This window comes from Catenulispora sp. MAP12-49 (assembly GCF_041262705.1).
Classification (GTDB): Bacteria; Actinomycetota; Actinomycetes; order Streptomycetales; family Catenulisporaceae; genus Catenulispora.
Map to the genome: position 1 here is coordinate 13690 of NZ_JBGCCP010000062.1, position 17019 is coordinate 30708.

Sequence of the window (17019 nt, forward strand, 5' to 3'; positions counted from 1 at the left end):
GACACGGCCCGTATCGGCCCTGACCAGCAGGAAGTTAGAAAGTTAGGTCCGGATCGGGGGTTAGACGGCCGCTGCGCGAGGGTGGCGCAGCGGCCATCTGGGACGTTCTGGCGGTCTAACCTCACTCGCCGTTCTGGTCGCCGCCGGGGCCCTCGTCGGCGGGTCGCTGGGCCAGGGCGCGGCGGACCGCGGCCGGGTCGAGCGGGTGCTTGTTGCCGGTGGTCGGGACCTTGATCCCGTGCTGGTCGGCGAGGATCGTGCGCAGTTCCTTGCCGGTCAGCGCCTGGTAGCCGCGCCAGGTCGGGGCGAGGTTGCGCAGCATGCCGGGCACGTCGGCGGTGGGGACCGGCTCAGCGCCCAACACCTCGTCCAGGTCCGTCAGCAGGTCGCGGACCTCGGGTGCCGGTGGCGGTGTCGCGTTGTCCTTCACTGGGGTTCGGGGGTCCACGGCGGCCATGGCGCGGGCGATGACGTCGGCGGCGGCGTCGAATCCGGTGTCGTCGTCGACCTCGACGAAGTGCCACTTGAGCACGTCGAACAGGTTCTCTGACACGCCGGTGGCCAGGGAGGTGCCGCGGTCGATGTTGAACCGCAGCTCGGTGGCGCGGATCCCGGCCTGGAACGAGCCGTCGCCGAGGAAGCCGTCGTTGTTACGCCAGGTCTTCACGCTGAAGCAGGCGTTCCAGCCCATCAGCTCGATGACCGCACCTGGGATCGCGTCCGCGCGGGAGGATTGGGTGTCGAACAGCAGCGTGATCCCGGTCTTGCGGGCCCGCCGCATGGTGCCGACCGCGTGTTCCTCGGCCAGGTCGCCCAGGTCCTTGTCACCGAACATGACGTGGCACTCGGAGAACGCCGCGACGATCGGGCGCAGGTCAGGGTGCTTGGCGGCCAACTCCCGCGTGAGCTTCTTGGCGTTCAGCTCGGCCAGGCGCGCCTCGCGGCGGGTGACTTCCTCCTCGTTGAACCAGCGCAACGCCTCCACCGCGGCCTCAACCGTGGTGGCATCGGCGCCGCGGCGGTAGACTGCCAGGCGCGGGGCGTAGGCGTCGAAGTCGCCGTTGCCGGCGAACACGTACGCGCGCAGCTCGGCCAGCGGGTCCAGCGCCGCGCCGAGCATCGCCACCCGCACCGCATTGGACTTGCCCTGTCCCTGCCGGCCGCCCACGACTCCGTTGGCGCCGTCGGTCAGGGCCACGGTCAACTGCTCCCCGCGCGGGGTGACGCCGAGCGGGACGCCGGTGAACACGTCGGCGGTGCCGGCGTGCAGCAGCGGGTACTCCGCTGCGGGCCCGTCCAGCGCTCCGGCGTCGGCCACCCACAGGTCAACGTGCTTGGCCGGGCCGGTCTTGGCCTTGTACGCGTCCGCCGGCCAGCATTCGATCTCGCCACGGTGCAGGTTGTGCGCCAACAGCGCCTTCTTGTCGGCGATCCACGACGGCAGTACGCCGTCCGGCAGGGAGAACACGGCGTGGTAGCCCTTGCCGTCGCGGATCGGCGGGGTGTGGAAGTGCGGGATCCACCCGTTCTTCAGAGCCTTGTTCAACTCCGAGATGCCCAGGAAGGACAGGGCCCGCACGATGGCATCGGCGGTGATGACCGCGCCGGCCGTGGCCTTCTGCTCGGCCGGGGCCAGCGCCCAGCCCACCGGCTCACCCGAGGTCCGGCCCAGATTCCACAGCGCGCCCAGCCCCAGGAGCGGCGCGGTGAACAGCGCCGGCCGCCAGGTCGCGCGCACCACCGCCACCATGTCCCGGATCACCGTGAACGCGGTGGTGAACGGCGTGGTGACCTCGCCGAGGTGGTGGCTGGAGACGGCCAGGGCAATACCGACCGCGCCCAGGATCAGGAAGGCGGCGATGATGCCGTGCGCCACGCCGCGGGCGGCGTGCGCGGGGGCGGCCAGCAGTTGCATGCGCCGCTCGGCCCGCTCGGTACGGAACTCCGCCGCGCGCTTCTCCCACTCCAGCACCGATTCCCGGTCGCCGGCGGCCTCGAAGTGGCGCATCATCCGCTCATGCCGGGCGGTGGAGCGTGCCTCCCAGTGCCGACGGATCCCGACGCGCACACCGGCCAGCAGATAGGCGGCGTGCCGGGCACCGAACTTGGTGGCGCGGTGCGCCAGCAGCCACCGCAACGCGGCTTTAGCCCAGCGCCACGCACGCTTGCCCGCACGCCACGCCTTCCACACGGCCGGCGTGGCGTCCTCGGCGCCGACGACGACACCGGAGACGACGCGCGATTCGGTCGCGTCGGTGGTGATGCCGTGGCGGCGGTCGTAGTCGTCGATCCACTCGGCGGTGGGCTCGCCGTCCTCACCCATCCAGTCCGGACGGGCCGGGAACGGGATCACGTCGGCGCCGGTCACGGCGTCCTGCTCGGCGGCAGGGTTCTGGTAGGTCTCACTCATCTCAGGCCACCTCCTCGGCAGTGCTGGTGTCGGTGTCGATCGGAGCCGATCCGGACCCGCTCCCGGCGATGTCCTTTGCGGTCAGCTCAGCGGCGAGCTTGCGAGCGGTGACCGGGGCGATGCGCAGCACGGTGCGGATCCGCTCGGCCGAGCGCTTGCCGCGCCAGGTCGGCACCTGCTCGGCATCGGCCAGCAACTCGGCGAAGTCACGCTCACGGATCGGGGTCGATCCGGCCGCCTTCTTCGGCTTGCGAGTCGAGGTCGATCGGGCCGGGCGGGTCGAGGTCGATCCCGCGTCACCGATCGACGTCGATTCGGTCTCAGGGGTCGAGGTCGATTCGAATCCGGCGATCGGGGTCAATTCGATCGGGGCGAGTGTCTCGGCGATCGAGGTCGGGGCGAGTTCGCCGAGCCGGTACAGGGCCCGCTCACGACGCGGCGCCTTGAACCGCCACCCACGGCCGTACCGGTCCTGCAGATCGGTCCGGGCCAGGACACGAGCCCGCTCCCGGGCCAGCGCGGCGGGATAGGAACGCTCCTCCCACAGCACCATCCGGCGCCACAGGCCCAGCGTCGGCAGCGGCGCCAGCAGCCACCGCGACACGCGGACGCGGTCCATGCGCCGGGTGCTGGTCAGCCGGGCCCGCTTGCGGACCACGTGTGCGCCAACCTCGACCGACAGAGCCCACATCGCCGGCAGCACACCGTGCGCGAGCTTGTCGAAGCCGGTTAGCGGCGCCTGCCCGGTCTGGTCGGCGATGTTCAACTGGATCGTGACCGCGGTCAGCGCCCACGGAATCAGTCGCAGCCACACGATCCGCATGTCGAGAATCGCTAGCACGATGTCCAGCGCCGAGAAGACGAAGATGCCCAGGTCGATACCGGTCGGAACGGTCCAGGCCAGGCCGTGAAAGGACGGCTGCGCGGTGGCGTCCACGCGATGGAAGGAGTTCACGAACCCCAGCAGGCCCAGCGCGCCGACCGCAGTGGACACGGCGACCACGATCGCCTTCAGCGGGCCCTCGATCGCCATCACGGCGGGCCCGTCCTGCTGCTCGGCGACAACCGGCGCTGTGGCCGACGTCGGCCAGGACGCGACCGGGGCGGCGGCATGGCCGTTCACGTGCTCGATGAGGGTGGTCACAGGTCGCTCCCTTCGGGTGCGAGGTCGAACAGCGGGGTGTCGGTCTCGTGCTTGTCGGCGGCGGCACGGGCAGTGCGCTTGGTGGCGGCGAGGTGCCCGTCGTAACAGGGCCCGCAGTAGGCCACCTGCTCGGCGCCCATGTCCTTGTGCGGGTCACCGGTCGGCGCGGCCGCGGTCACGATCAGGGGCTGCCAGGGCTTGTGCTCGCGCTTGCAGCGATGGCCGGGGTTCGTCTTGTGAGCCCCCTCAGGCTTGCAACCGCCAGTGCACTGGCACTGGTAGCCAGCGGCCTGCATCACCACACGCCACACGGTCTCCGCGGCGATCGGGGCGAAGTCGGTGAAACTCATCGCGTCACCGCCATCTCCGCCACCTGCGCCAGCAGGTGCTCTCCGACGTGCTCCGTATAGGCCGGCGGAATCGCCTGCGACAGCTCGTTGCCGTTCATCCAGTCGATGCCGAGCGCGAGGGAGCCGATGGTGCGGCCGATGTCGCCGGTGACCGAGATGTTCATCCCGGCCTCCCAGCAGGTACGCCGCCTCTTGGTGCTGGTCTTGGCCACGTGCCGGGGGTGCGCCAGCGTCGGCGGCAGCATCGGGTCGCCGAACTCGAACCAGCGGTGCCGGTAGGTGCGCAGTCCGAACATGGAGCCGCACAGCATCAGGTCCACGCGCATCTCCGCGCCGGGCACGTTCTCAATCACCCACGGCCGCCCGATGCCGGACAAGGCGTCCCGGGTGGCTTCCAGCAACCAGCCGGTACCGTCCATGCCGGCCACGGACGTCAGCGACGTGTGGTCATGGCATGGCGGACTGGCGTGGATGGCGTCGAACTCGCGCCAGTGGCCGGCCAGGAACTCCAGCGCGTCCGCCTGGTGGTGTTCGAACGGGTACCGGGGCTGCGGAGCGATGTCCACGCCGATGACCTCGAAGCCGGCACGGTGGTAGCCCATGGCCGCGCCACCGGCGCAGCTGAACAGGTCCAGCAGACGCGGGCGCCTCACAGTCCCCACCTCCGCTTCATCCGCTGGTCAGCGGTCAGCAGCGGCAGCGCCTCGTTCAGCGCAGCGATCAGGAACGCGGCCATGGCCACATCGTGGGTTTCGATCACGTCGGGGTCGCAGCAGTCGTACATCCACGAGGACGCGCCCGGAATGCCGTCGATCACGTCGGGGTGCCCGGGGTCGGTGCAGACCAGCGCGATCCCATCCAGGCTTTCCGAGTCGGTGATCACCGTGCGCCAGCGGGTGCCAGCCGCCTTCCACCGCGCGGCGGCACCGGCCAGGCGCCGCACCACGTCGAGCAGGTCCGCGCCGTCGCCGAGGTCGAAGTCAGCGCGCAGCCGCAGGTCCATGTACTTGCGGACCATCCGCGACGTGCCGCGGTTGGCGTAGTCGCCGGACTCCTCCACCACGTCGAACGCCTGGTGCATCACGTCGGCGTACGCCCTGACCTGATCGGGGGTGTCCATGAGGCGGATCTTCATCGGGCCACCCCCGCCCTGGTCTCGATGCCGTCCAGCGCAGCCAGGTCACCGGCACCGGTGAGCAGGCACGCCGGGCAGTCGTCGGCGGCGTGGTCGTGGATGAGCCCGGCGGCCGGCGCGCCGTCCACGGCGGCGATGTCGGCCTGGGCGTCCAGCAGCGCGGCCAGCGCCAGCAACCGCACTGCGGACTTGCGCGAACCGGGCAGGCCACCGATCCCGACGTTGTCGGCGACCAGGGCGGCGGCCTGCACGTCGGTGACCGGCGCCCACGCCGGGGCCGGGTCGGCGGCCAGCGCCGCCAGCAGCGCCTCGGCCACCTCGACGTGCATCGCGTCGGTGTAGTTGTCGGCCGCCAGCGCCGCCGCGCTCTCGCGGTGGGTACGGATCATCTCGGTGCGCCGGGCGATGTCGGCGCGGTAGCCGTCCAGCACATGCCGGAGTGCGAAGGTGTCGGACATGGTCAGCGCCCCCTTCCGGACGTCGTAGAAGTCGAAGAGGCACCGTGCATCGGGGTCAGGTCCGGCGTGGAGGTGGCGCCCGGCATCGGCCAGGAGTGCTCCACGTTCGACGGGGTGGCGGTGCCGGCCAGGTGCCACAGCACCAACCCCGCGCCGAAGAACGCGCCGGTCAGGACGACGAAACCGATCGCCTTGGCCAGCAGCAGGCGCCACCAGCGGGGGCGCAGTCCGCGCACCACCACGACCGGCGTCGCACCGGCAGTGGAGCGCCGTACCCGGCGGTCCGCGCGCACCTCGTAGATGACCAGGCCGACGATGCCGACCACGATTCCCAGGACGATCATTCGGTCACCGCCTCGACGTCGGCGCCGGTCAGGTATTCCAACAGGCCGGCCAACTGCTCCTCGACCGACTCCAGCAGGTACGTACGGTCGCAGAATTCGTCTTCCATGCCCTCGTGGATCTCGGCGAGGATCGCCTTCATCACGTCAGTCATGCCGCCACCGCCGAACCGGCCGTAGCCATGCTCGCGAGGTACGCGGCGAAGTCGGCGGGCATGATGCGCAGGGCGCCGCGCTTGGCGCCGACCCGCAGGGCGCGGAGGCGCCCCTCGTCGATGTCCCGGTAGACGGTGCTCTCGTGGACGTCCAGCAGCTCCGCCACCTCGGCCACGCGGTACGGCTTGCGCCGCTCGACCTCGGCAATCGCCGAGGTTTGCGCGCTCATCTGCGCGCTACGCTGGTCGTGCATTCCAGTCCTCCAGACTCGAAGCGCTGGCCCTGGCGGGTCTCTCACCACCCGCCGGGGCCGTTCCGTTTCCGAACCCCATTCAGAGCCGTTCAGCACGGTTCGACAGAGTTCACGGCCTTGCTGGACTTGCCCAGCTTGCCTAGTCAGGAAGATAGGCTAGGTTGCCTAGGCATGTCAACGGTTGCCTAGACGCCTAGATGACCTGGTTCTTTTCCGTAGACTGTCCCTATGAGCCTCGACCAGGACGACCCGCGGCCGCCCTACATCCAGATCGCCAACCAGCTACGCGCGGCGATCCTGACCAAGAAGCTTGCTCCTGGCGAGAAGCTGCCTTCTGGCGCTGAGCTGGCGCAGCGCTACGGCGTTGCGCGACAGACCGTGCAGAACGGCCTGGACATCCTTCGCGGTGAGGGTCTGATCGTGTCCCGCCAGGGCAGTGGCGTCTTCGTCCGTGAGCGCGCCGAACGCCCGGTCGGCCTGCGGCCACACATTGAGCGCGCGTTCGCTGCGTCCGCAGTGACGCTCGACTTCGCAGGGTTCTCCGGTGAGACCCTGTACGGCGCCGTTCAGGAACCGCTGGACAGGATCCGAGAAGGCCGGCTCACCCCCGATTCGATCAGCATCCGGATACTGCTGCCGGACATGACCATTCCGATGGGCCTTCCAGTCCGAGCGGAAGATTTGGCAGATGATCCGGCGGTTCGCGAGCGGATGAACAGGATCATGCTTCGCAACACGCAGGGGATCGCCGAATCCGTCGCTGAGCTGGCGGAGCTTGGGCTTGTGGGCAAGACCTCGGCAGAGATCCGCGTCTACGGTGGAGTACCGCTGTTCAAGCTATACATCATCAACAAGGAAGAGGCCTTCTTTGGCTTCTATCCCGTAATCCGCCACTCGGTGCCGATCAACGGAGAACAGGTCGAGATCTTCGACCCGATGGGAAAGAACTCGATCCTGTTCCATCACTCGATGACTGAGGACAAGGACACCAAGGACAGCCAGTTTGTAGAGCAGGCACAGACATGGTTCGACGGGGTGTGGGGGAGCGTCGGTAGAGAGGTGGTCGGACAATGAACGACAACCTCGCGCAAGTCCTCGGCCGTTCCAAACACGTCATGTTCGACTTCGACGGACCTGTGTGCAGTGTGTTCGCTGGTCGGCCAGCGCCAGAAGTCGCTGACCGACTTCGGAGACTCGTCCAGGCATCCGCGAAACTGCCGACTGACCTTCTGGCGGCTTCGGATCCAATGGAGTACCTGCACGCAGCGCCAGCGCTACCAACCGCACTTGCCGAACAGGTACGGCAACTGTTTCGCGATGAGGAACTGGTAGCCATCGAGTCTGCGGAACCAACTCCGGGCGCGCATGACGCTATCGCAGAGTGCCATCGTGCGGGCAAGGTCGTGACGGTAGTCAGCAACAACGGTGCGGATGCCGTAGAGGAGTACCTACATCGTCATGACCTGGCACGCTACGTATCTTTCGTTTCTGCGCGGCGCAGCCCAAATCCCGAACTACTGAAGCCAAACCCTCATTTACTCCTCGCCGCCATCGAGGCAACTGGGCAGCAGCCGGAACGCAGCGTACTGATCGGCGACTCTGTTACGGACATCGAAGCTGCGCATGCAGCGGGGGTAGCCGCCATCGGCTACGCGAACAAGCTGGGCAAGAACGAGACCTTCACGGCTGCCGGCGCTGAAGTCATCGTGACGCACATGACCGAACTATCAGAATCACTGATAGACGATACGAGCGGCTACTGACTTTGAATGCGTGATGTCCCATGAGGGAAGTCGTTACCACACAACCCGAGTGGGGATCTTCTCACGAGGTTTTTTGTGATGGGCTGTCAGATTCTGAACGTTCAGACGGAACTTCTGAGGTTTGCTCTCCGGACGAGACTCGCCTAGCCAACTTTGCACGTTGCGCGTCCTGAAGCTTCATGTCCGAAATCTTTTCGAGCAGATCGACCGCGAGAGACAGGCGACCTTCATGGATGATTACGTTCCGTTTCTCTCGCGTGACCTCACGCAACTGTTCGGCTTGATTCTCCATCATCCGTTGAGCAAGGTTCGACTGACGGAAGAACAGTAGGGCCAGAAGGTTTGGCACAACGCTAGCGGCGCTAGTTACGATACCGATATACCTTTGCCCGGAGGTATTGGCATGGAAGACAGCCAACCCAATTCCTGCGAGGAGGATTATTGCGCCAAGGCTTCCAAATCCGACAGAACACCAAAACCAGATCTTAGCTTGCTCTAGCCTTTCGCTATACATTTGCACCAAGAGTTTTTGCTCAGCGTCATCATGAATCGCCGCTTTGATGGCCTCATCGACGAACCGGCTCGTTTTTTGCTCATCAGTTGCGTTGCCTTGGCCCTGGTTATGCAGATGGATGGTCGCCCTATCTCCATATACGCGGACCTGCGGCACATCGGCGTCGCTACTGATCGCTTCAGTCAGTCGATGCCGCGTCCGATCGCCAGCCTGCTCGCTCAATCGGCGTAGGAGCCAGTAGGCGGCGCCAAACACAGTGATGGCCAACACCGCCGCATAGACCGTAGCTTCTAGCGGCGTGTTTATTACGAATACGCCGGTCAGGATAACTATTGTCTGGGTCGCTACGTAAGCGCACCAGATAGCCACTGCAATACGCAGCGCTGCTCGAATCGTGCGGGCTTTTCGCGAAGATTCGTCCCTGCTGTCTGGACTAGATGTAGTGGTCGAGATCGGCGGAGATTCGGCGCTGTCTGGGTCTGCCGTCACCGTCCATGACCCGCCAGAGTCAGTTGACGCTTGATGCTCGGCTGGGACCGTAGTCCAAGCACCCGAGGTGGTAGCCGGTCCTGGATCCGTCATCGCGTCCCCCTTTTGAACAGCCTCGTTGTCTACTGAGCGCTCCCCCTCGAATACTGGCAGCATCAGCGTGCAAGTGGGCAGCTTTTGCATAAATACGGAGGGAAACTACTGAAGGTGCCCTTTCGGCGCGGTGAAATCAACAGCGGGATTTGACGTTCCTCCCGGACCGCGCTCCGTAGTTCTCAGGCGGGCCTGACCTGACCACGGCTCGCAGATGGCCGCCTTTACCGTCAGGTTTCGAAGTCTTCGGAGTCGTCGTCAAAGAGTTGCTCTTGAGAAGGGTTTACGTCGAAACGCGATGCAAGCTCTTCAATACTCCCGAGTATCGAGATTAGACGGGCGTCGTCCAGCCAATAATAGTTGCCCTCGCGCCGAATCTCTCCCGAAACCTGGACAGCTAGATCCTCGTCATATGCGCGAACCATCTGATGGTGATCATCGGGCGACACTACACGCACGCGCACTCTACGCGGCGACTCGGAACCGAAGATTTCAATCGCTATAACACCAGGTCCACCGGCCTGTTTCTTGGTCAAGACCTCCACTCTTCCAGTTACGGTGACACTCCGGGCTGGATCGCCCTCAGCCAGCTGCTCCGATGCCGCCACCAAAACAGGCGCATCGCTTGCTTGCAGCTCGAAGTAGCTATCAAGACTCGAATCACTAAGCGGGACTGCACGGTCCCATTCGATGGCGATGTCTGCGCCATCCGAATCGGAGGCAATGCCACTTAGCGCCGTCGCCATTTCCGATGAGACGCCAGAGGCAACACCCGCGTCGAAACCCGAATACGATCCCGTGGAATGATAATGCTGAACAGCCTCTGCTGTTGCCTGCATGGCACGTACAACCGCCACGGTTACTTCCCGACTAAAGACGTAGTCGATATTCTCGTAGCCAAGCGCGTTAACCGCGTCGCCCCGCACGGCAACAGAGGTGTCGGTCGGCGCATAGGCCGTAACTACATAGCTTCCTACTGCCGTCTGCCCCATGAGGATAGAGTCAAGATATCGGCCAGCAAAGCGACCTTCACGACTTCCAAAATATCGAGCCCGCTTCTGCCAGGTCTTCGCGCCAGCCAAGAGCGCCGACTGCGCCGAGCGAATTAGCTGCTCTCCTTGCCGCCAGGCAATTAGCCCTATCGGCGCGCCGCTCTCCTTGCGAAATTTGAACTGATCCGACGGAGCGCTACCGAGTCTCGGTGAAATTTCTCGAAGCCAACTATCGCGATACTCCGCACCTGAAAGCTCCGCAAGCGCAGCACTCATAGAGTCTTCAAAGTCCGGTGCAGACATATCGAGTGGAACTACGAGGGATCTCGTTCGCCCATCTACAGATTCATCAGGCGGAGCAAACCTGCTGTAGACGTTGGGGCGCCCGCCAACCAAACGCCAACCAGCCTCCTCCAGCAGGATGCTCAAGCGCGCTGGATCGACAAGCCCTGACTGGATACTGTTCACAGTGGCTCACCTCGCTCCAACTTGTCGAGAATCATCGTCAAGGCTTCGGCATCGAAAATGTTAGCTGTAGGCACACGAACTGATGGTGATTTTACACCATCCTTGATTTCGTGACCTTCAAGATTCATCCAATAGCAGCAGTGCCGTACGATGTGCTGATCGTGGCTCGTTTCAGTCCAAGCCTTCTGGCTCCCGGTTGTAGCCATAACGACTAATATTGCTTTTGCCTGCCCACGAGGCTTAGTTAGGTGCGCCATGTGTGAGCGCTCCTTGAACTGAAAGCTGAAGTGAGAGGCTCCCGGGTTCGGTTTTACACGCGTCGAATTCTTCAACTGCGCGTCCACCCGAATTTCCTCAGCGTCTACGCCGCGCGGCCTAATGAGCCGAACATCGATGCCGTAGATATCGCGACGCACGAACTCCATTGTGCAACCCGCAGCCGCTGCAACGGTGGCTACGTAGCCCTCTTGCAACTGCTCCATGCACGTCGTGAACGTCGTGGTGTCTACAGGCTCGATCACCGTTGGCCCTCCCCAGGGTGGCATTTCGCCCTTACGCCGCTGCTTACGGTGGGTGCACTACTGAAATTACTACCAGTAGATCAGGGCTCTGGTAAGGCCTCAGCAACGGTGATCTCACCTAGCATCGCTCAGCCTTCGGCCGCCGGCGCCCGGCAAACACCGCCGAGTCGCCGTGTCAGCCACGGGCTCAGTTGGGGTCTCAGTTCACGCTGTACTCCCCGCCCTCTGGACTCGCCGAAGTTCCCGTTCCAGCAGGTCGCAGCCAGGACGGCGAGCCACGCAACCAGCGTGAACGCCAAGAGGGACGACTCGAAAGCGTGTGAGGTGCAAGCCTCCGTGGGTTCAAATCCCACCGTCACCGCTTCGAAAACAGCCCTTGAGCTGCGGAAACGCAGCTCAAGGGCTGTTTCGTTCCTGCTACATCAGTGCGAGCGATCCGTCTCAGTTGCATTTCCAGTTGCAGTTACCTCGCCTGAGACGATTTGAGACGGTTCGCCCGCTGAGACAGAGTCGGAGTCAGCTCGCCGACGCCCCACAGGAGAGTTCCGACGCGCGAGGCGGCGTCTCGCTGGATCACGCCGGTCACGTGCTGATATCGCTGAGCGTTCCGCGAGTCTCCCCAAACCCATCAGTGACTGGGTGGTCCGCTCGACGATCCCCGCACGCAGAAGCAGGGTCGCCGCAGTATGGCGGGCATCATGCAGACGGCCGTCTCGGAGGCCTGTCTCTCGAAGCAGGCCCTTCCACTCGGCCCAGTCGTTCCGCGGGTTCACCGCGTCGCCGTCGTCGGTCGCGATGACCCAGCCCTCGTCCAGCCAGCGGTCGCCTGCTGCTGCTCGCTCTTCGTCCTGCGCCGCACGATGCATGCGGGCGACGACAGCAATCGGCCCGGGGAACGCCCACGAGCGGCGACCGGCCTTCGACTTCACCGGCCCCGTCTTGGGCCTCGTGGAGACACGAACCGGTCAGCGGCCGGCGTAGGGCCGTTGGCATGGCTCAGAGCATCCATGGGCGTATCGCGGGCGGAACCGGTTGCGACGGACCCGGAATCCTTCATCGCCAACGATGTCCAGATCGAAGTCTTCCCACTTCAGCCCAAGTGCCTCGCCCTGCCTCAGGCCGAAGACGAGCGCGAGAACCCACCGGAACCCGTTTCGGCGCCCCGTAGCCGCTTCCAAGAGGACCGGCTGTAGGGCTCGATCTCCTCCTCTTCAATCCGCGGAGGCTTCGCGAGCGCGACAGGGTTCTTCTGTGTGTGGCCGCCGATAGCGTCCATTGGTGTGGTGTAACTGACCTTGATCTGGGCTCTAGCGCATAGGGAGCCATCACAGATGGAAGGACGCTCTCTGTGGAAGGACACGACCCGCGATGGCTCTCTCCCAGTCTGAACTACTGGACCTGCTGGCGTCACTGCGTTCCTCCGACAACACCGACATGGTCCGCACCGTGCTGGAGCCGATCCTGCAGGAACTCATCGAAGTCGACGCCACTGCGGCGATCGGCGCGGCACCGTTCCAGCACAGCCCGGAGCGCATCAACCAGCGCAACAGGCATCGCTACCGCGGTCTGACCACCGCCGCCGGGGACGTGGACCTGCACATCCCCAAGCTGCGCACCGGCTCGTTCTTCCCGTCACTGCTGGAGCAGCGCCGCCGGATCGATCAGGCGCTGTTCGCGGTGGTCATGGAGGCCTACGTCCATGGGGTGTCCACGCGTTCGGTCGACGACCTGGTCAAGGCTCTTGGCGCGGACAGCAGGATCTCCAAGAGTCAGGTGTCGAAGATCTGCGCCGGGCTAGACGCCGAGATCAGCGAATTCAAGAGCCGCACCCTGGACCACACGACGCTCCCTTACGTGTTCCTGGATGTGACGTACTGCAAGGCCAGGGTCACCACCGCATCGCTTCCCAAGCCGTGGTCATCGCCACCGGCGTCAACGCCACAGGTGTCCGGGAGATCATCGGCTTCGCCGTCGGCGACAAAGAGACCGAGGCCTTCTGGAAGTAGTTTCTACGCTCGCTGCGGGCCCGGGGACTGTCCGGGGTGCAGCTAGTCATCTCCGACGCTCACGCCGGCCTGGTCGCCGCCACCGCCCAGGTGTTCCTCGGCGCCGCCTGGCAGCGATGCCGAGTCCACTTCGTCAGAGATGCCCTTTCACGCATCGAGCCCGGTCCGCAGAGATGGTCGCGGCCACCATCCGCACCATCTTCGCCCAACCGGACGCCGAGGCTGTCCACACCCAACTGCACCTGGTCGCCGAGCTGTTCGCCGCACAGTTCCCCACGGTGAAGGACATGCTCCTGGCCGCCGAAACCGACATCCGTGCCTACGCGACCTTCCCAGCGGCTCACTGGAAGAAGATCTGGTCCACCAACCCGCTGGAGCGCCTCAACCGAGAGGTCAGACCCCGAGCCGACGTCGTCCAGGTCTTCCCAACCCCGCAGCACTGGAATGCCTCACCGGCGCCGTCCTGGCCGAACTCCACGACGAATGGCAAGTCGCCGACCGCCGCTACCTCTCCGAAGGCTCCATGGCCGAACTCCTCGGCACCGCCACCACACCCCTGTTCACCGGACCAGCCGCACTCCCATGCAGCAAGACGACCACCTAACAAGAGCACATACACCACTCGAGTGGACGTGACCTGGCCGCGCGCACAAGCCGCTCCCCACCCTGTCCGAGCTGTTCGGTGAACGTGGTGAACCGTGGCCGGCTTAGGCGCCTTTACCGCGGCCGCCCTCGCAGGGGCGCCCGGATCTCTCGCGCGCGGAAAGGCTAGCGCGCGGTATCGAAGCCGTTGTGAATCTGCACGGTGCACCCTGCAACCTAGACGACCCGAACACTCCGTGCGCGGCATATGGCATCCTCCGGATCGGTGCTGAGCAGGTGGATACCCTCGCGCCATCTGACTGCGTGGTTGTCGTCGAGACAGCCGACGATGGCCCCCAGATCACATGTTATCTGGCAATCGAGCGGTACTCCCAGCCGGAGCCGGTCGCCCTTGCAGGCCTGCTTTTCGATACGCCGGAGCACCGAGAAGCACTCCGGCACCTCGTGGACGCGCAGACCAGTACCCGAAATCGGGGAGACGGCTGGTGGGTTGCGTTCAAGGATCCTGAGGCCACTTATCACGCGCTAACTGCCTCGTACCCACGCGACCAAGCACGGCGCATGGCGTTGTACTCCGATGGCGCTACGCGACCCCTTGACCAAATGTCACTCTGCGAGTGGCCGGCGTACCTTGATCTCCTCGACAAGCACGGGCCTGACGGTCTCATCACTCGCGTGCGGACCGTCGAGTCTGGCGATCCCAGGGGTGAACGTCTTCCACGTACGAAGCGCCACGACGACGCGACAATCGTTCACTATGTTTCTAAAGCCATCGGCTAGCCACAACGCAACCTCTTGGCATTACTTGTACAGAGCTGGCCGCCCTACGACATCCAACGATCACAACTAGCAGCCAGCGATCCGTATCCCGTAGTATCCTCGGTTGGTCGGTTTGAGTCGATAGTGATCATCACGGAAGGGGACCTTCGTGGCGGCAACTGGAGTCCAGTTTAAACGCTCCACAACCACCCAAGCAGCTGGCTGGTTCCTGGACCTTCAGTCTGCCGGAAGACTTGACTTCAACCCGCCATATCAGCGCCGTAGCGTCTGGAACGATGCCTACAAGCAGTTCTTCGTCGACTCCCTCATTAGGAACTTTCCGGCCCCAACCATCTTCCTGCAAGTCGACGTTGCTGTTGATAGGCCCACGATATATCGAGTTATCGATGGGAAGCAGCGGTTGAGCGCGCTATTTGAGTTTCAGCGCGACGAGTTTACAACAGCGGAGAGCCTGAATGACCTCGGCCTCGGCAATATGTACTATTCCGAACTTCCAGAAGACGTGAAACTGTCGCTGTTGGAGTACGTCTTTACCGTCGAGAATATTAGGCAAGCCTCGGTGGCAGAGCTTAATGACGCATTTGACCGCCTTAACAGGAACGTGGCCAGACTGAACAAGCAAGAACTAAGGCATGCCCAGTTCGATGGTGCGTTCATTCGAAAGGTCGAGCAGCTTGCCGAGCATCCCTTCTGGACCGCTATAGGCCTAGTCACCCAGGCAAGAGTTCGAAGGATGCAAGATGTCGAATATGTTTCGGAGCTCTACGCGATCTCCATGGCGGGCATCCACGAGGGTAAAGACTATCTCGACGATATCTACGCCGAGAACGATAGAGAAATCTATGGCGAAGCTGAGGCCGATACACGGTTTATCGCGACGCTGGATTACCTCAGGGAGGTGAACTCTCATGTATCGCTGAAGTCGAACCGGCTTTCAAACGTGGCAGACTTCTACTCTTTGTGGGCAGCAGTCGGCGACTTGTATGCGATCGGGACTCTGCCCAGCCCACAGGAGGCCGCAAGCCGTCTTGAGTCATTCGCTCGCGAGATAGAACTTCAAGAGACTCGAAGGTCGAATGAGTACCGCATTGCCGCTGTCCAAGGGTCTAACAAGAAGACAAATAGAGAACTACGTGCCACCATACTTGGCAACGTGCTGTTGGGGCTCTAATGGCGACTGGCGTACCGACCTCATTTCGCGGGTCCTACAGTCAAATAGCCGAGGCTCTTGAGGTTGGCTCTGAGTGGCTCCAAGCTAGACTTGCAGCAGAGCTCCATGACCTTCGTCCCGTGGCCTTGCAAGTGCGAGTGAAGTCAGTTGAATCAGTGTTTGCGAAACTTCAGAAAGGCGATTATTCGAGCGTACGGGATCTCGAGGATCTAATTGCCGCTCGCGCCGTATTCTTGCATCCCGCTGACGTTGTCGCAGCGTTTCGCACTGCGGCACAAGTATTTCCTGTAGTCGAGACGAAGAATACGGATGTGGGGAAGCCTACAGATTTTAGGTATCAGCAGCCGCATTTGATTGCCACCTTTCCCGTCAGCTACCTTGAGCGCCATAGCGACCTAGCTGACGTCAAGCTGGAGATGCAGTTTACCACCTACATCCAGCACGCACTTCAGGAATCAACGCACGACGTAATTTACAAAGGTGCGCGGTTTTCTTGGCGCGAGGCTAGGCTTGACGGGCGACTCCGCGGTCTTTTGGAAATTGTTGACGATGTGCTAGCGAATATTTCGAACGTTGCGCAAGTCGATCCAGACCCCAACTATGATCTCTTTGACAAACGTAACGAGATCATCGATTCTGCCGTTATCTTGTGGGGAGCTGGAAGCCTTCCACCCGATATGCGGCGATTCGCGATCACCATCGAAGGACTTCTCAGCGCTGCGGGAGTTAGCGTTAGCGAGTTCCTGCAACTAGCCAACTCTCACCGAGACTTGATAGATTCTCTTTCGCTAGGGCCGGTTGATAAGGTAGTTGGCGTACTCCTTCGGGAACGATTTGACGCCCTAGTTAGGGGCGTTAAGAGTAGAAAAGTCGCGATATCCTCGGAGCTCGAAGATCTCGTAATGGAAGCGAAAAGATGGCCGGCAGAAAAAAGAGTTCTTCTTTCCTGAGCTTACTCCCGGGGTCGATATGCGCCGAGATTCGGACTACAAGTGTGGAAGATGAGGCTTCGCCTTGTCCCCCACGCTTCTGAGGTAGGCAGCCGTACTTTCACCTGCGGCCAGGAATCCTTTACTCAGGTCACCACGGCCAGCGCATCCAGCCCGGCAGCCACACGGTGCGGCACCTGTGGCATCCAGCCCATGCGGTGAAGCCGGTAGGACACCCCATTCGAGGTATGCCGCACCCGGAACAACTCGAAGGCCAACTGCGCCACCCGCGCCAGGACGAACCGCAGCGCTCCCGCGCGGCCCTGGCCCTCACGCTCAGACCGCCCCCGATCCAGATATCCCATAGTTCGAACATGCTGCGACTGCACCCGCGCCATCACCATGGCGAAGCTGGCGAAATCCCAACCCTTCAACCTCAGAAG

18 protein-coding genes and 1 pseudogene are annotated in these 17019 nt (G+C 63.4%); 5 read left to right on the forward strand and 14 right to left on the reverse strand.

The genetic code is table 11. From position 1 onward, the window contains the following. Positions 1 to 121: 121 nt before the first annotated feature. The 9 genes from ABIA35_RS47545 to ABIA35_RS47585 are packed head-to-tail and all read right to left on the reverse strand — an operon-like array spanning position 122 to position 6247. On the reverse strand, positions 122 to 2410 hold the full coding sequence (locus ABIA35_RS47545; RefSeq protein ID WP_370362405.1) for an FtsK/SpoIIIE domain-containing protein: 2289 nt from the start codon (positions 2408 to 2410) through the stop codon (positions 122 to 124). A 1-nt stretch (position 2411) separates the two neighbouring features. Continuing rightward, a complete protein-coding gene (locus ABIA35_RS47550; protein WP_370362406.1) occupies positions 2412 to 3554 on the reverse strand; it encodes a DUF2637 domain-containing protein in 1143 nt (380 codons plus the stop codon). Continuing rightward, on the reverse strand, positions 3551 to 3904 hold the full coding sequence (locus ABIA35_RS47555) for a hypothetical protein (RefSeq protein ID WP_370362407.1): 354 nt from the start codon (positions 3902 to 3904) through the stop codon (positions 3551 to 3553). The genes ABIA35_RS47550 and ABIA35_RS47555 overlap by 4 nt, the downstream gene beginning before the upstream one ends. Then, a complete protein-coding gene (locus ABIA35_RS47560; protein ID WP_370362408.1) occupies positions 3901 to 4557 on the reverse strand; it encodes a DNA cytosine methyltransferase in 657 nt (218 codons plus the stop codon). The genes ABIA35_RS47555 and ABIA35_RS47560 overlap by 4 nt, the downstream gene beginning before the upstream one ends. Then, a complete protein-coding gene (locus tag ABIA35_RS47565; protein WP_370362409.1) occupies positions 4554 to 5024 on the reverse strand; it encodes a hypothetical protein in 471 nt (156 codons plus the stop codon). Before ABIA35_RS47565 ends, ABIA35_RS47560 begins: the two co-directional genes overlap by 4 nt. Before the next feature lie 11 nt (positions 5025 to 5035). After that, positions 5036 to 5497: a hypothetical protein gene (locus tag ABIA35_RS47570; RefSeq protein ID WP_370362410.1), complete on the reverse strand. Its 462-nt coding sequence runs from the start codon at positions 5495 to 5497 to the stop codon at positions 5036 to 5038. A 2-nt stretch (positions 5498 to 5499) separates the two neighbouring features. Then, positions 5500 to 5841 carry a hypothetical protein gene (locus tag ABIA35_RS47575; protein ID WP_370362411.1) on the reverse strand — a complete coding sequence of 114 codons (342 nt, stop codon included), beginning with the start codon at positions 5839 to 5841 and terminating at the stop codon, positions 5500 to 5502. Beyond that, positions 5838 to 5993 carry a hypothetical protein gene (locus tag ABIA35_RS47580; protein WP_370362412.1) on the reverse strand — a complete coding sequence of 52 codons (156 nt, stop codon included), beginning with the start codon at positions 5991 to 5993 and terminating at the stop codon, positions 5838 to 5840. The genes ABIA35_RS47575 and ABIA35_RS47580 overlap by 4 nt, the downstream gene beginning before the upstream one ends. Continuing rightward, the gene (locus ABIA35_RS47585) at positions 5990 to 6247 is read right to left on the reverse strand and encodes a helix-turn-helix domain-containing protein (protein WP_370362413.1); all 258 of its coding nucleotides are present in this window, start codon (positions 6245 to 6247) and stop codon (positions 5990 to 5992) included. The genes ABIA35_RS47580 and ABIA35_RS47585 overlap by 4 nt, the downstream gene beginning before the upstream one ends. Positions 6248 to 6475: 228 nt before the next feature. Here ABIA35_RS47585 and ABIA35_RS47590 point away from each other — a divergent pair, with 228 nt between their 5' ends. Both ABIA35_RS47590 and ABIA35_RS47595 read left to right on the forward strand, forming a co-directional pair. Further along, entirely contained in the window at positions 6476 to 7321 is an 846-nt protein-coding gene (locus tag ABIA35_RS47590) for a GntR family transcriptional regulator (RefSeq protein WP_370362414.1), read from the forward strand. After that, on the forward strand, positions 7318 to 8010 hold the full coding sequence (locus ABIA35_RS47595) for an HAD family hydrolase (RefSeq protein ID WP_370362415.1): 693 nt from the start codon (positions 7318 to 7320) through the stop codon (positions 8008 to 8010). The genes ABIA35_RS47590 and ABIA35_RS47595 overlap by 4 nt, the downstream gene beginning before the upstream one ends. Positions 8011 to 8071: 61 nt before the next feature. Here the strand turns inward: ABIA35_RS47595 and ABIA35_RS47600 are convergent, their stop codons facing one another. From ABIA35_RS47600 to ABIA35_RS47615, 4 genes are all read right to left on the reverse strand, one after another. Next, a complete protein-coding gene (locus tag ABIA35_RS47600; protein WP_370362416.1) occupies positions 8072 to 9013 on the reverse strand; it encodes a hypothetical protein in 942 nt (313 codons plus the stop codon). 323 nt (positions 9014 to 9336) lie between these two features. Then, entirely contained in the window at positions 9337 to 10566 is a 1230-nt protein-coding gene (locus ABIA35_RS47605; RefSeq protein ID WP_370362417.1) for a hypothetical protein, read from the reverse strand. Further along, complete coding sequence (locus ABIA35_RS47610) at positions 10563 to 11087, reverse strand: DUF4365 domain-containing protein (RefSeq protein WP_370362418.1); 525 nt, start codon at positions 11085 to 11087, stop codon at positions 10563 to 10565. The genes ABIA35_RS47605 and ABIA35_RS47610 overlap by 4 nt, the downstream gene beginning before the upstream one ends. Before the next feature lie 422 nt (positions 11088 to 11509). Then, positions 11510 to 12016, reverse strand: coding sequence for a tyrosine-type recombinase/integrase (locus ABIA35_RS47615; protein WP_370362419.1), 507 nt, complete (start codon positions 12014 to 12016; stop codon positions 11510 to 11512). 439 nt (positions 12017 to 12455) lie between these two features. Here ABIA35_RS47615 and ABIA35_RS47620 point away from each other — a divergent pair. The 3 genes and pseudogenes from ABIA35_RS47620 (at position 12456) to ABIA35_RS47630 (ending at position 16597) form a co-directional block, all read left to right on the forward strand. Next, a pseudogene (locus ABIA35_RS47620) lies at positions 12456 to 13697 on the forward strand (IS256 family transposase). 927 nt (positions 13698 to 14624) lie between these two features. After that, positions 14625 to 15647, forward strand: a complete 1023-nt coding sequence (locus ABIA35_RS47625) for a DUF262 domain-containing protein (RefSeq protein ID WP_370362420.1) — start codon at positions 14625 to 14627, stop codon at positions 15645 to 15647. 119 nt (positions 15648 to 15766) lie between these two features. Beyond that, entirely contained in the window at positions 15767 to 16597 is an 831-nt protein-coding gene (locus ABIA35_RS47630; protein WP_370362421.1) for a RelA/SpoT domain-containing protein, read from the forward strand. Between the two features lie 125 nt (positions 16598 to 16722). On the opposite strand, the gene ABIA35_RS47635 is transcribed toward ABIA35_RS47630, so the two are convergent. Beyond that, the coding region (locus ABIA35_RS47635; protein ID WP_370362422.1) for a winged helix-turn-helix domain-containing protein at positions 16723 to 17019 on the reverse strand (297 nt) is incomplete at its 5' end.